The 13,555-nt window shown below is 41.1% G+C and carries 15 protein-coding genes and 2 pseudogenes; 6 read left to right on the top strand and 11 right to left on the bottom strand.

The features are described from left to right. Positions 1–136: 136 nt before the first annotated feature. The 3 genes from PN838_RS14440 to PN838_RS14450 all read right to left on the bottom strand — a co-directional run bounded on the left by PN838_RS14440 (position 137) and on the right by PN838_RS14450 (position 2,807). Positions 137–1,369 carry a TonB-dependent receptor domain-containing protein gene (locus PN838_RS14440; RefSeq protein WP_272181130.1) on the bottom strand — a complete coding sequence of 411 codons (1,233 nt, stop codon included), beginning with the start codon at positions 1,367–1,369 and terminating at the stop codon, positions 137–139. Then, positions 1,323–2,132: a TonB-dependent receptor plug domain-containing protein gene (locus PN838_RS14445; RefSeq protein ID WP_272181131.1), complete on the bottom strand. Its 810-nt coding sequence runs from the start codon at positions 2,130–2,132 to the stop codon at positions 1,323–1,325. Before PN838_RS14445 ends, PN838_RS14440 begins: the two co-directional genes overlap by 47 nt. A 210-nt stretch (positions 2,133–2,342) precedes the next feature. Beyond that, positions 2,343–2,807 (bottom strand): GNAT family N-acetyltransferase, encoded by a 465-nt coding sequence (locus PN838_RS14450; RefSeq protein ID WP_215964456.1) that lies wholly within the window; start codon positions 2,805–2,807, stop codon positions 2,343–2,345. 121 nt (positions 2,808–2,928) lie between these two features. Here PN838_RS14450 and PN838_RS14455 point away from each other — a divergent pair. After that, positions 2,929–3,404: pseudogene (locus PN838_RS14455) on the top strand (DUF3299 domain-containing protein). A 130-nt stretch (positions 3,405–3,534) separates the two neighbouring features. Here the strand turns inward: PN838_RS14455 and PN838_RS14460 are convergent. Next, positions 3,535–3,768 (bottom strand): hypothetical protein, encoded by a 234-nt coding sequence (locus tag PN838_RS14460; protein ID WP_272181132.1) that lies wholly within the window; start codon positions 3,766–3,768, stop codon positions 3,535–3,537. 262 nt (positions 3,769–4,030) lie between these two features. Here PN838_RS14460 and ccoG point away from each other — a divergent pair. From ccoG to PN838_RS14480, 4 genes and pseudogenes are all read left to right on the top strand, one after another. Then, positions 4,031–5,448 (top strand): annotated as a pseudogene (ccoG, locus tag PN838_RS14465) (cytochrome c oxidase accessory protein CcoG). After that, positions 5,448–6,446 carry a serine/threonine protein kinase gene (locus PN838_RS14470; RefSeq protein ID WP_272181133.1) on the top strand — a complete coding sequence of 333 codons (999 nt, stop codon included), beginning with the start codon at positions 5,448–5,450 and terminating at the stop codon, positions 6,444–6,446. Before ccoG ends, PN838_RS14470 begins: the two are co-directional and overlap by 1 nt. 94 nt (positions 6,447–6,540) lie before the next feature. Beyond that, positions 6,541–7,182 (top strand): thiol:disulfide interchange protein DsbA/DsbL, encoded by a 642-nt coding sequence (locus PN838_RS14475; protein ID WP_215964461.1) that lies wholly within the window; start codon positions 6,541–6,543, stop codon positions 7,180–7,182. Between the two features lie 121 nt (positions 7,183–7,303). Then, entirely contained in the window at positions 7,304–7,996 is a 693-nt protein-coding gene (locus tag PN838_RS14480; RefSeq protein ID WP_272182608.1) for a M48 family metallopeptidase, read from the top strand. 29 nt (positions 7,997–8,025) lie between these two features. On the opposite strand, the gene PN838_RS14485 is transcribed toward PN838_RS14480, so the two are convergent. From PN838_RS14485 to PN838_RS14500, 4 genes are all read right to left on the bottom strand, one after another. After that, positions 8,026–9,045 (bottom strand): putative metalloprotease CJM1_0395 family protein, encoded by a 1,020-nt coding sequence (locus tag PN838_RS14485; RefSeq protein WP_272181134.1) that lies wholly within the window; start codon positions 9,043–9,045, stop codon positions 8,026–8,028. Positions 9,046–9,066: 21 nt separating this feature from the next. After that, positions 9,067–9,372 carry a hypothetical protein gene (locus PN838_RS14490; protein WP_215964464.1) on the bottom strand — a complete coding sequence of 102 codons (306 nt, stop codon included), beginning with the start codon at positions 9,370–9,372 and terminating at the stop codon, positions 9,067–9,069. A 114-nt stretch (positions 9,373–9,486) separates the two neighbouring features. After that, entirely contained in the window at positions 9,487–9,705 is a 219-nt protein-coding gene (locus PN838_RS14495; protein WP_272181135.1) for a hypothetical protein, read from the bottom strand. Between the two features lie 24 nt (positions 9,706–9,729). After that, a complete protein-coding gene (locus PN838_RS14500) occupies positions 9,730–9,999 on the bottom strand; it encodes an alpha/beta hydrolase family protein (RefSeq protein WP_272181136.1) in 270 nt (89 codons plus the stop codon). A gap of 472 nt (positions 10,000–10,471) precedes the next feature. On the opposite strand from PN838_RS14500, the gene PN838_RS14505 reads away from it, so the two are divergent. After that, complete coding sequence (locus PN838_RS14505) at positions 10,472–11,041, top strand: ComF family protein (protein WP_272181137.1); 570 nt, start codon at positions 10,472–10,474, stop codon at positions 11,039–11,041. On the opposite strand, the gene PN838_RS26460 is transcribed toward PN838_RS14505, so the two are convergent. The 3 genes from PN838_RS26460 to PN838_RS26470 all read right to left on the bottom strand — a co-directional run bounded on the left by PN838_RS26460 (position 11,038) and on the right by PN838_RS26470 (position 13,519). After that, positions 11,038–12,366 (bottom strand): hypothetical protein, encoded by a 1,329-nt coding sequence (locus PN838_RS26460; protein WP_334313373.1) that lies wholly within the window; start codon positions 12,364–12,366, stop codon positions 11,038–11,040. The two genes, PN838_RS14505 and PN838_RS26460, sit on opposite strands and share 4 nt — an antisense overlap. A gap of 50 nt (positions 12,367–12,416) precedes the next feature. After that, a complete protein-coding gene (locus tag PN838_RS26465) occupies positions 12,417–12,614 on the bottom strand; it encodes a hypothetical protein (protein ID WP_334313374.1) in 198 nt (65 codons plus the stop codon). 179 nt (positions 12,615–12,793) lie between these two features. Continuing rightward, on the bottom strand, positions 12,794–13,519 hold the full coding sequence (locus tag PN838_RS26470) for a M14 family zinc carboxypeptidase (RefSeq protein ID WP_334313375.1): 726 nt from the start codon (positions 13,517–13,519) through the stop codon (positions 12,794–12,796). Between the last annotated feature and the right edge of the window lie 36 nt (positions 13,520–13,555).

Here is a 13,555-nt window from a genome sequence, read left to right on the forward strand (position 1 = left end):
CCATTTTCTTAGAAAACGAAGTCGACTTTTACGCCATAAACAAATGGTTCGCCAAACTGTTCATAAAGTTTGTTCTCCCAACCGTCTCTTGGGTCATTGCCAAAATAGAAACCACGTACGCCGTACGTTTCGTCTGTTAGGTTTCGAGCCCAAAAGTGATGTCCATGTTGTCGCCAATATAAATTACACTCGCATTAACCAATTGCATTGCTTCAGATTTCTGGTCATGGCTAAATGAGTAGTAAAACTCGTCTTTACCAGTAAGGCTAACACTTGCTTCAATACGGTCTGTAACTCTAAAGTTACCGCCTAAATGGAATTGATAGCTTGGGGCATGGGCTTGTTCGCGATCTTGGATAACAATGATTTTGTCTTCCCATGTTTCTGGATCCGTGAACTTACGATTTATATTGTCTACTTCGGTTTCTAATAACGACAATCCAGCCGTAATAGACATAAACGAATTTGGTTCGTATTTAACATTGGTTTCTAAACCGTAATTAACGCCTTGCGGTGCATTAGAAATATAACCAATGAAAATAGGTTGGGCTGAATTGTTTTGCACGTCAGCTTGATTTGTGAGCCATTGTTTTATTTGGATATTGTCACGAGTAGCATAAAAAATATTGGCGCTGGCTGTTAACGTATTTTTGTTATTGCTTGCTCTTATGCCCATCTCAATATTTTCAAGTACTTCGGGTCTAAACGTTGAATATTGACTCAGTTCTGCTCGGTCCAAATCATTTTGTAAGTCACCCACGCGCCCTAATGCTTCACCATTAACACCGCCAGATTTAAAACCACGACTAATTCGAATATAGGTTAAGAAGTTATCACTGTATTTGTTACTCGCTGATACATGACCACCCCACATGTTATCGTCAAAATCATGGGCTGTGCCTGCATTATCAACATACTCACCGCTATAACGTTCGAAACGCAATCCAGTAGAGATCTCCATAGTGTCCGAACCTTCAAAGCGTTTTTCACCATAGATAGCAAAATTATTGACCTCATTTTCGCTTTCAAATATACCAGCCGCGTAAACATAATCTCGAGTTAGCTCTTCTGTAATACTTCGGCCAAACAAACCAACAACTAAGTCGTCTTCTTTTGAGCTGAAAGCAACGTCAAATTGATATTGCGCTTTATCACGAAAATACGCATCAGTACTGGTGTATCCATCTGGGTGGATGCCGTCATACGCCCAATCTTCATCATAGCCATATTCCGTGGTTGTATGAGAAGAGCTAAACGCCACTTTATTATTAAATTGCTCAGCACCTCGATAATAACTAATGACACCAACAGAAGTTGTGTCCTTAGCGGTCAAAGCCTGATTGGTCCGACAAGGTATTGCGATTGTCATCTAATGAAAAAGTGTCATAACCGTTGTCGATATCAAATTTGTGAAGCGTAGATGCGATGATCCAATCGTTCGTTATAATCGATTTCACATTTGCTCTAATTGCTAACTCATCAAAACCATTAGTGTCATCTCGGTTTAGGTGGGTATTATTAATGTAACCATCACCATCAACTTTATTGATAGAAACCCGATAAGCGTTGCTTTCGTTAATATCGCCGCCAGTAGCAAAACCAAGATTTGTGTAACCGTAATTACCCGCTTCAAGTCGAAGTCTTGTTGGGTGAGCCAAGCCTGTTTCTGCACTGCTTATGTTGACAAAACCGGCCATGGCATTGGCGCCAATGCTGGTGCCTTGAGGCCCTTTAAAAACTTCGATTTGTTCAACATCAAACATCATCGCAGCACCGCCAACACCAGAGTAATCAATACCATCGATTGCAATACCAACAGATGGGTTGACCGGGTCGACAAACTGACTGCGTTCTCCAATACCACGAATTTGTATAAAGCGGGCACGAGAGCTACCCGCAGAGAAATTTACATTACCCATTTGTTGTAACATATCTTGCAGATGAGTTGCGCCTAAACGCTCTATCTGTTGCATATTTACAATATCAACCGCATTAGCTGCGTCGGATGCAACTGTTGGTAGGATCTCACCTTTTACTTCAATCTTTTCAATTTCATCTGTTTCTTCGTATGCAAACGTCGAAACAGAGAACGTCAGTGCGATTAGAGATGTGACGTTACGAATCATACTCATTATATTAGTTGTCCCTGAAAATGTTGGTGTCCCGTGATTGGCGTGCCCAACCTGAGATAAAAGCTTAATTTAATGGATTAATTTTCGATCATACCTAAATTAGTATAGTTACTCCAATTACTGTTTTCTATGAATTATGCTTTTTAATGTGTTTAATTATCGGCGCTCACGCATTTATTGCCACTAAAAAGGAAAACTTAATTTGAATTGTTAGTATGTCAGTCGCATTCCAATATGCGGGATATCGTCTTCCAGGTACATTTCGGTGATTTGAACAAACCCCAAATTTTGGTAAAAAGCCTGCAGGTGCTGCTGTGCAGAGATATGGCAAGTGCACTGTGGCCATCGTTGTTTCACTTCGGATAACGCACTTTTCATTAACGTAACACCTAAGCTTTTTCCTCTATGGTTCTGGTGGACGACAACCCGCCCGATAGCAGACTCTTTCGGATAAACAATGTCTGGCCCAATAAGTCGGCAATAGCCAACCATTTCGCCTTTTTCATAAGCAAAATGATGGTAAACGTTTGGCATTCGGTCAATGTCATCTAAATCTGGGTAATAACAGGTTTGCTCGACAACAAACACGTCAATTCTGAGTTTAAGCAGGTCATACAATTCGTCAGTCGACAGTTCGCTAAAGGACTTAGTTTGCCAATTTAGTTCTATTGTCATTATGTTCCTCATAAATTTAAATTGTCGTTAAACGCAAATTACATGGCGATGATAACAAGCAACTTGGCAAAGCCCAATCAGCCAGTTATTCTTCTTTTAGTTCCAGTATTCTGAGTAATGTATGATTAAAAATGCCGTTTTACTAATTTGTTTTGTTATCTCAACTCACCTATTTGCACAGCAACCAGTCGAACTAGAATGGGAAAATTTGGTGCCTAACGATTTTCAGATCGAAGCACCAAACGTTGAGCATATTGGTCAAGCAATGGCAGGCCCACAAACGATTAACGCCCCTGTTGTAAAGGAGTTAGACGGCAAATTAGTTAAAATCCCTGGATTTGTTGTGCCATTAGAAGGTGATGAAACATCTGTTACTGAATTTCTACTCGTCCCTTACTTTGGCGCATGCACGCACGTTCCGCCGCCGCCCTCAAATCAAATTATCCATGTCACCTTTAAAAAGGGGCGCCTGCTGAAGCGCTATACGACCCAATCTACCTAATTGGCACACTATCAACTAAAGAATGGAAAGGCGAGTTAGCACAAGTTGGCTACACTATGGTCGCAACGGCATTTGCACCGTACGACGACTTTTAATTATTTCGCAATCCTTCATTTTCAATCGCATCCAATTGTCGGTCAACAATGCTGCAAATTTTTCGACGATTTTGATCTGAAATTTCAGTATTAAAAGCATCGTGTTCACAATAATTGCGGTGAAACTTCATCAAACCTTCAGGTGTAAAAGGTAAGGTTTCAAAAACTCTTCCTCGGCGTCATTTAGGGTATTAAAATGACTGACGATTTCGGCACTTACGGTATCGGTAATTCTGTTTTCTGCGTATTCCGACGACGCAATATTACTCACAAATCCAAGAAGCTTCGCTCGGATATCGTTTATAAATGGGCTATCGATAGTGAGTAACGACCCTATCAATAATAAAAACAAAATAAATTTCATATTAATACCTACTAATTAAAATGAGAATATACGCCAAAAATGTGATTTCTTTGTTTAAATGTCATTTTGTTATGTAGCAGATCAAAGAAACGACAATTTTTCCAATAATATATCATTTTATGCTTTATAATCAGAACAATACTGCAACCATAATTGTGTCCCCTTTTTAGGGTGTATTGTTGCTAGTTAATTCCCTAACATTGTTACAATGTTAAGGGGTTTTATTATTTATGGCCAAATCTCTCAAGCCACGGATCGTCCAATGAATCAAAAAATTGATATTAAAAACATCCCTTCCGACGTTAAAGTTCATCGTCCTGAACAATCTGACAATCATACTTATAATCTGCGAAGTCGTATTTATGTAAGAGCCGTAAAAGGTCTGCACCAACTGATACGTCGTAAAATAGGTATTATATCGTTAGGATTATTCGGATTATTACCGTGGTTGAAATACGGTGACCGACAGGCTATTTTACTCGACATCGTAAATCAAGAATTTAACATTTTTGGCCTAACACTGTGGCCTCAAGACCTTACCTTATTTGCCTCTATTCTTATTATTTCTGCCTATTTGCTGTTTTTTGTTACCACATTTTATGGTCGGGTTTGGTGTGGTTATTTATGTCCACAAACTGTGTGGACCTTTATGTTTATTTGGTTTGAAGAGAAAATCGAGGGGACAGCTAATAAACGTAAACGATTTGACGAAATGCCAATGAGCTGGACAAAAGTCTGGAAAAAACGCTCAAGCATACCTCCTGATGGGGTGTTTCGTTGCTAACCTCATTAACATTCATCGGTTATTTTGTTCCTATCGACCAATTATTTGTCGACTTTTTTACGTTTGAAGCCTCATCAGCGATTGTTGGTTGGACCCTATTTTTTGCCGGTGCTACTTATGCTAATGCCGGTTGGATGCGTGAAGTTATGTGTATTCATATGTGCCCATATTCACGGTTCCAGTCGTCGATGTTTGACAAAGATACGTTTACAGTTACCTACGACACTGAGCGCGGTGAAAAACGCGGCCCTCGTTCACGTAAAGTTAACCGTGAAGAAAATGGTTTAGGCGACTGTATTGACTGTAATCTATGTGTTCAAGTGTGCCCAACAGGCATCGACATACGCAATGGCTTGCAATACGAGTGTATAAACTGCGGTGCCTGTATAGACGCCTGCGACGAAACCATGGATAAAATGAATTATCCACGTGGATTAATAAGTTACACCACCGAACATAGCTTAGAGGGTAAACCGACTAAGATATTGCGCGGTAAGTTGTATGGCTACCTTGTGGTTATTTCTATCATGTTTGCAGCCTTTATTTGGCAAATTTCGTCGCGAGTGCCGCTTGAACTTAACATCGAACGAGACCGTAACGCTTTGTATCGTGAAACAGATGAAGGTCTCATTGAAAACACTTATACATTGCAGATTATTAATAAAAGCCAAACAGACAACGAATATTTAATCGAAATCCAAGGGTTAGATCATTTCGATTTTATTGGCCTCAAACAAATTAAAGTTAAAGCCGGCGAAGTACTCAGGCTGCCGATCAGTATTGCTGTTGATCCATTTGAGTTAAACAAGCCAATTACGGACATAAAAATTGTTCTTCATTCAACAAGTGGTGACTTAACCGTAGATGAAGAGTCCCGCTTCTTTAAGGGACGTTAATGTCGTCATTTAATTTTTCTGAACTTGGCCCCGACATGATATTGGACGCTATCGAATCACTCGGGGTGTATCCCGAATCGGGTTTATTAGCGTTAAATAGCTATGAAAACAGGGTTTACCAATTTAGAGCTGACGACCAACTAAAATATGTCGTAAAGTTTTATCGACCTGAACGTTGGACCAACGAGCAAATTCTTGATGAACATCAATTTGCTTTGCATCTCGATAGCGAAGATATTCCTGTTGTTCCGCCGTTAGTGATTAACGGCGAGACACTTTTTGAATATAACAATTATCGATTTTGTTTATACAATAGCGTCGGCGGACGAATGTTTGAGAATGATAACCTTGACCAGCTTGAGTGGTTAGGGCGCTTATTAGGGCGATTTCATAAGGCCAGCGGGGTTAAGAAGTTTAACAACCGCAGTACCATTAATTTCCGCCCTGAATTTGCCGAAGCTCGCGCTGAACTGCAGCAATCTGACTTTATTCCGTCCTATTTAAAAAATACCTTTTTCCATGACTTAGACATGTTAATTGACGAAACATTAACGCGCCTAGACCAGTCCTCAGCTGAATACGACGTGATCAGATTGCACGGTGATTGTCATGCGGGCAATATTTTGTGGCAGAGTAATGGCGACCAAGACGACGCGATTTTAGTTGACTTAGACGATTGTTTAAATGGTCCCGCCATTCAGGATCTGTGGATGATGTTAAATGGTGACCGGCAGCAACAAATGCTGCAACTCGATACCCTTGTTACCGCGTATGAAGAATTTAACGAATTTAATACAGCGGAATTGTCGCTTATCGAACCTTTGCGGGCACGTAGAATGGTCAATTATATGGCTTGGTTAGCAAAACGTTGGTCTGATCCTGCATTTCCAAGGAACTTTTCTTGGTTTGCATCAGACAAATACTGGGAGCAGCAAGTTTTAGCCATTAAAGAACAAATTTATTCGCTAAGAGAACCGCCGCTTAAGTTAGGTTATTAGTCGCATTCCAAATAAACTGGGTTGTAAAAATATTCTCTACAGGCATAATTTGGGTCAACACGATACCAAATCGTAATTTCAATTAGGATAATTCATGAAAAAGATCATCACTCTGTTAGCCACGTTTGTTTTCGCATTTAGCATTCAGGCCGTAGAACTTAAAGAAGGCGTTCACTTTGAAGTGATCGCTAAAGAGAAAACAGAAACTCCAGAAATCAAAGAGTTTTTCTCATACTACTGCCCTCATTGTTTATCATTTGAACCGTTGGCAGCTAAGTTAAAAAAGAGTTCTAAAGCTCAAGGTATCGAATTTAAAAAGAGCCATGTTGACTTTTTAAGAGCCGCAGGTCCTGATATCCAAGAGTTATTGACTCGTGCACTTGTTGCGTCAGACAAGCTAAATGTACCACAGGTATCAACCGCTATTTTTAACTATATCCACAAACAACGCGCGGTTTTCACTTCTGAAAAAGACGTTAAAAACTTATTTTTAGTCCATGGCGTAAGTGCCGAGCAGTTTGATAAAGCGTTTAATAGCTTTGCGGTTAAAGCGGCGTCGAAAAAAATGAAGAAAGACCAAGTTGAATTGTCGCAAGCGCGCGTATTAACGTCTGTTCCTACTTTCATTGTTAACGGTAAATACAAAATCCTAAGCAAGGGCTTTAAAGCGTCTACTTATGATGATTTATTTTCACAACTTGAAAACGCGGCACTAGAACTAGCCAAAAAAGACTAGTTGTTAGCCCTTACGAGAGCTAGCTCATAAAGTTGAAGTCATTAATATCAGCGGCGTTCGCGCCGCTTTCAAAACAATCACACGTTAAAAACATCAACCTGCCTTTACTTGGTGAAGTGCAATACCTTTTGAAGCTTTCCCTAAACGCCGAACCGTATCTTTACAAGTTAAGTCCGGGCAAATTGTAGTCAACGCCCCTAGCTACATTCATTTATCGGACATCGAGCAGTTTGTTGTCGGCCGTGCTTCTTGGCTTAAATCTGTTTTGCAAAAACAAGCTCAGTTACCTAGCAATAAAATGACCTACAAAAACGGTTCCGCACTGTTATTTGGTGGCATTTGGCATGACTTGTTATTTAACGTTGGATCGGACAACTCGATTGTACATGACGCCACAACACATACATTAACGTTAATTGGCCCGAGTCAAAGTCTCAAAAATCCCAATTACATACGTCGTCGATTATTGGCTTTTTTTAAACAAGAAGCCGAAACCTTAATTGCGCAACGCTTAAACTACTGGATCGAACGGTCGGGTCTAACGCCAACTAAATTGAGTTTTAAGTTCTATAAAAACCGCTGGGGTTGTTGTTACCAAAGTGGCGAAGTACGGTTTAATCCGCTGCTGGTTTCAGCACCGCTTGAAGTCATAGATTGTGTGGTCATTCATGAGCTTTGCCATTTAAAACATATGAATCATTCAGCGAAGTTTTGGGCATTAAATAAAAAGATTTGTGGGCACTGTGACGAAACTAAAAATTGGTTACGGCATAATCATGAGGCTTTGCAATTACCAACCATCAAAGAACAATAAGACTCAATGCTGCATTTTAGTGTCGGGCTTTACGCAACTGCGTTAAAAGAAGTAGCTTCTGTTTGATACGATTGTGAATATCGATTTTGGATCACTTGGCCTACAGGACTCAATTCAAATCTCGATGAAGTCGGTTCTTCTGCCAGTTTTAATGTTTGGCTTTGTTGTGCTTCCATTTCAGAAGACTTATCGTTTTTAACAGCGTTATATTCATCCGCTAAGGCTCGTTTACGAGGCTCCTCACCTATAGGCGACTCTGTATTAACTTCAACCTTTTCATCGTCACTGGTTGAACTAGAGGCCGCTTGACTCGTCTCACGAATTAACTCAGCTCTGGCTTCGGAAATTTTTTGGCTCGCTTCGGCCGCAACTTTACGATCTTGACTTGATGGTTCAGCCGGCGCCAGAGCGGCAGCTCTAACGGTTTGCATTTTTTGAATCGTTTCTTGTGCTGTTGGCTCTTTAGATACATCAATTGGCACTTCGCCGCTTACTGCATACTTCTGACCGTTTGGACCTGTTTCATATTGATAACTTGGTGTTCCAGCATGTCCGCCGCCAACAGAAGCGTGTGCCTGTTCATGGGCGCGAACTTCATCGTCACGACGTTCGAGTTGCTGTACTTCTTGACGAACTGCTTCATTTTTAGCTTGTTCAGCACGTTCTTCAGTTTTCTTCTCTTGTTCGCCATCGGTTTGTTCACTGGTGTTCTGCTCAGCGCTTTCGTCTCCAACTGTATCACCCGTTTCTCCTGCCGACCCCTCCTGCGACGATTCTTGACCGCCCTGTTGGGAGTTTGACTCACCCTCAGCAAGTGGATCGTCTGGAATTACTGAGCCGCCGAGTTGCTTAATGCCATCGTAAGTTGGATTATCAACCACTGGAGGGCGAACATCTTGTTCGCGCGATTTTTGCGGGACGATTGCTTCGGCTTGAACTGGCGCTGGGACAACCTCTTTAATTGCATTCGCGTGCGCAAGCGACTCCGTTGTCGGAGCAGCTGCATTCACAATATTGTGAGGTAACGGCGGTGCAATATTTAAAGACATTGTTGTATCTATCTCGCTTTACTAAACTTTGGTGTCAATGAGAGTGCCAACAACATCATCGGCAGTTTTAATCACATTTACATTTGCTTTAGCTAAATGTTCATTTACCACTAAGTTTACCGCTTCAGCATTAAGTGAAACAGGTGGTGGTGTATTTTCGCGCGGCGCATTTTCATTTTGGTCATTTGCCACATCTGTTTGTGCAACGACATCACGCTCAGCTTGCAGCTGATTGATATTTACGCTTGCTTGTTCTATGCCTTGCTCTGCAGCTTTATATCCGTTTAATCCAGACACCACCGCAGAAGACACATTTGAAATGTCCATCTTACCCCTAATTTATTACCACATATTAATACACGCTATTTTGTAAACGTAATACGGGCCAATAAAAAACCTACCATGTACAATTATTAACCAATAGTAAAATATTGCAAGTCCTTACGTTAGATTAATTAGGTCTAAACACCATAAATTAAAGGCCTCAGGGTGCGAAATAAAAGGCGCATGAGAAGCTTTATCTAGTTCAGTGACATCAAAAGCTTGCGTAAATTCAGTAAGTTGTTTGGTCATTTTTATTGGCACTAAAGCATCTAACCGTCCTAATAAAACAGCTACTGGCACCTTGGATAAGATGTAATTTTTGCCGTAAATCAGCATTTTTTAATATCTCCAACCCCTGTTTTAGCACATCACTCGTCGGAGTTGGTTTGGCCAAAACAGCGGTTTTAATTCTTTTATATCTTGCTTTGCAGAAACACTGCCCATCGCTTGAATCGCCATAAACCGTTCTATAACCGCTTTATGTTCATTATCAAGTTGGTTTGCAAACTGATCCAAAACTGCTGGTTGAATACCCGGCCAGTTGCCGTCAGCCATAAATTTGGGTGAACTGGCCACCAAACCCAAATTGAGGATCTTTTCTGGTTGGGTAATGGCTAATTGCGTTGCCACTACCCCCTAACGACCAACCAATAATGGTGCTTGGTTCTTGGATTTGGTCGGCTAACCAATCACTTAAGGTTTCGACAGTGTGGTTATTTACGGTATTTGGTTCATCACCATAACCTTAGCAGTTCAATGGCAACAATTGGTCGCTCAGTGAGTAACGACAACTGCTCGATGGTTTGCGTCCAAACATTATTATTCATTCCCCAGCCATGGATCAGTATCACTGGCGATTGAGATAAGGTAAAACTAGTGATGGCAAAACCCTCTTATTAAAGAATTAAATCTCTCAGGGCATTAGGCAATTGGGTCTGAGAAATTAAAATACGGAACTTGAAAAACAAATGGATTTTAACGCGACAAAAAATGGATACAAAGCTTTCTTATCAAGCACATGCCAACCGACTGTATTTTGTGTCAATTACCACTAGAGAAACCTCAGCGATTTACTCAATTGTGTGTAACGTGTGTGCTAGACATGCCAACTTATCCTTTGGGCTGGGATATTAAACAGCACGATCCCAAAGCCACCAGCGAGCTCACCTGCAGTAATCTAGCGGGGATCACAGCAATTGGAAAATATGATTGGCCTTTAGATCACGTCTTACTGCAACTCAAATTTGGCCGCAGATTGTGGGCCGCTCGACCAATAGGAGCTCTTTTGACCAAACAGTTATCACAATTAATCTGGCCCCAGATTGACTTTGTCTGCCCACTGCCATTACACAAAAATAGATTGCGAAGTCGTGGCTTTAATCAGGCATTCGTCATCTGCCAACATATCAAGTTTGACTTGCCGGTTAACATTTTGTGCTCTTTAAAACGGGTAAAATATTCGATGCCACAAAGTGAACTGTCGCGTCGTGAACGTTTGCAAAATGTTCGCAATATATTTCGTTGTTCTGAAGATTTAACCGGCAAAACGATTTTATTGGTAGATGATGTTGTCACTACTGGCGCTACTTTAGACAATGCCGCTAAAGCACTTTTAGAACAGAACGCAACCGCAGTTTATGCTGCGGTTGGTGCTATTAGAACGCTGGATTAGTAAGAAATACCTTTCGCGATAAATAGGGCATTGAACAACAAACGTTGGCTACCATAATTTATTGCTCTAAAGTTCGGATTGTCGGTCATGCCAATGACGACGCCACGGCCAAAACGATGAGCGACTAATGCCGTCGCTTCTGCGATTTTTTCAACATTGACCTGATCAGCATACCCTGAAATCAGTGGCTCTTTAGTATATTTAGCAACAACAGTGAAAGGCTTTTCAGGTTCGAGTAATAAATCGATGCTATTTTTAAACAACGGCATAGTTGCGTTACTGATACCAAATGACAAAGGATGTCCTAGGTCGATGTCTGCAGCAAAATAAGCGCCTGCAACACGTTGACGACCTTGCAATGCTTCTTTGTCGTTGTAGCTTAAACCTTCGCTTTTAAAGCGCTTGCGCATATCTTTTGCGTTTATATGTTCTGCACTGAGTAATTTTTGTTGAGACAACCACAAGGCAGCGCGTTTTTGCCCCCACAACACACCACCGCTTTGTACCCAACCTTTTAGTTGTTTCGCTAAATTGTCATCGCTTTTACTGAAACTGCCGTCCGCTAAAATAATATGGGTATAACGTGACAAGTCCGTTGCTATTATTTTTCGCTTATCAATAATCGTTGGCGAAAAACCAACGTGGCGGTCAAGTGCATACCAAGTTTCACCTACTTCATATAAGTTCATTCCGTTGCCGCCAATGACAAGGACTTCAGGCAGTTCAACGTTTAACATTGAACGACTACCCAAATCGATGCCCTTAGCCGACAATCCGGTGGTGATTTGGATCAGCTCTATCCCATGCTTATCAGCTACCGCAGCTAATGTTTTGCGCCAATCGCCTTGTTGCAAACCGGCATGAATTAACATTGTGCCTGCCGCCAATTGCTGGTCACCTTGCTTTGTCGAAATATAAAGCGGCTTCATCGCAGAACGAACCTTGATGTTTTTAGACAACAATTCATAAACTGCGGGCGCAGCACTAGAATCACGCCAATCGATGGCATAGGAGTAAACGTCATCTAGTGTGTTGTTGTTTGTTACTTTACGTTGCCAAAGGTTATTTGACACGTTTAAGCTTCTTTGTGACTTAACAGCGCGGTATTCAAGGTTAAAGGCCATTGCCAAGTTCCAACTAGATACGTCGTAGAATGTATTATCGTTAAAACTGGTGGCTTCAGAAAATATAGAGCGAATTAACCGAGCTTGTGGTTGCTGCAGTGGAATGTACACACTGTTTTCGGCTGTAAATTGATGTTTGTCTATTTTAGCGTCTTTGTTTATCGCATAGGCTTGTATATTGTGTTGCTGCAACAAAGCCACAAAGTCGGCGACTCTTGATTTGTCAGCAATATCACCAACGATAAAACCATCTATATTTGCTTTTTAGCCACTTTTTTGGCATCTTGTTCAAATTGCCATTGGTAATCGAGTAATACTTGTTTGTTTTCTAAACTGCCTTTTAACGTAGAAAACGACGCAGTAATTTGATTTTTAATTGTTGCAGGGAAAGCAACATCGCCGTTTATCGACTCCTGCAAATGGCCACGTGACGAACCTTGCTCAAACAAAATCCCTATCGTGCCGTGTAGGTCGGGGTAAGTTGAGCCCTTACCTGCATAAAAATCGTCAAAAGCTTCTTCGGTAAAATACAGTTGCTCTTGTTGGTCAAATGCCGCGGCGTGATACGTTGCTAATTCTTTAGTGAGTTCTACGTTGCGCTCAGGTGTAAATGGGTTTTTACGAGACGCTATGCTAGGCTGAAAAAGAATGTGCTGTGTGTGCCCATTTCATGATGGTCAGTTAATACGTTTGGTCGCCATTGATGATACTGCGCGATACGAGCGCGAGATTCTGGATGTTGTAGCAATAACCAATCCCGATTTAAGTCAAACCAATAATGATTTACCCGTCCTCTGATCCAGTCTTGTACATGCTCACGATTGTTCGGATCGCTATTTAAGTTCATGCCTTTATGTTGATTTGCCCATTGCGCAAAACGGCTTAATCCATCCGGATTTAAACTTGGGTCGAGTAATACCACCATTTGATCTAAATATTCCGCAACGGCAGGTGAACTCGATGCCGCTAAATAGTAGGCGACTAACATCGACGCATTACTGCCAGACGATTCATCACCGTGCACGCTGTAATTAAGATTAACAATCAGTGGAAACGCATCGTGATTTGGTTTGTTTCTTTGTTGTAACCGCTGAATGTGGTTACTTTGTATAGAAGAAATATTAGATTGATTCTTTGGTGCTGTGATCACTAATTGCAAAAGCTGCCTTTGCTCGTGACTTTGCCCAATAACATTTAATGTTACGCGGTCACTGCTCTTTGCTAATGCGTGATAATACTGTACTAGCTGATCATGTCTTACATGCCACTCGCCAACTTGATAACCTAAAACTGATTCTGGTGTTGGGATGTTTTTATTATAATCCTCATCTGGGAGGTAATAACTTAGCGGCACCGCATGCAGGCCAGAACTAAGAAAAAAACTAAACTT

Source organism: Psychrosphaera algicola (assembly GCF_028401425.1).
Classification (GTDB): Bacteria; Pseudomonadota; Gammaproteobacteria; order Enterobacterales; family Alteromonadaceae; genus Psychrosphaera; species Psychrosphaera algicola.

Coding starts and splice junctions, on each gene's coding strand:
- PN838_RS14440 (WP_272181130.1), bottom strand. CDS start 1,369: ATGACAATCGCAATACCTTGTCGGACCAATCAGGCTTTGACCGCTAAG.
- PN838_RS14445 (WP_272181131.1), bottom strand. CDS start 2,132: ATGAGTATGATTCGTAACGTCACATCTCTAATCGCACTGACGTTCTCT.
- PN838_RS14450 (WP_215964456.1), bottom strand. CDS start 2,807: ATGACAATAGAACTAAATTGGCAAACTAAGTCCTTTAGCGAACTGTCG.
- PN838_RS14460 (WP_272181132.1), bottom strand. CDS start 3,768: ATGAAATTTATTTTGTTTTTATTATTGATAGGGTCGTTACTCACTATC.
- PN838_RS14470 (WP_272181133.1), top strand. CDS start 5,448: ATGTCGTCATTTAATTTTTCTGAACTTGGCCCCGACATGATATTGGAC.
- PN838_RS14475 (WP_215964461.1), top strand. CDS start 6,541: ATGAAAAAGATCATCACTCTGTTAGCCACGTTTGTTTTCGCATTTAGC.
- PN838_RS14485 (WP_272181134.1), bottom strand. CDS start 9,045: ATGTCTTTAAATATTGCACCGCCGTTACCTCACAATATTGTGAATGCA.
- PN838_RS14490 (WP_215964464.1), bottom strand. CDS start 9,372: ATGGACATTTCAAATGTGTCTTCTGCGGTGGTGTCTGGATTAAACGGA.
- PN838_RS14495 (WP_272181135.1), bottom strand. CDS start 9,705: ATGCTGATTTACGGCAAAAATTACATCTTATCCAAGGTGCCAGTAGCT.
- PN838_RS14505 (WP_272181137.1), top strand. CDS start 10,472: ATGCCAACTTATCCTTTGGGCTGGGATATTAAACAGCACGATCCCAAA.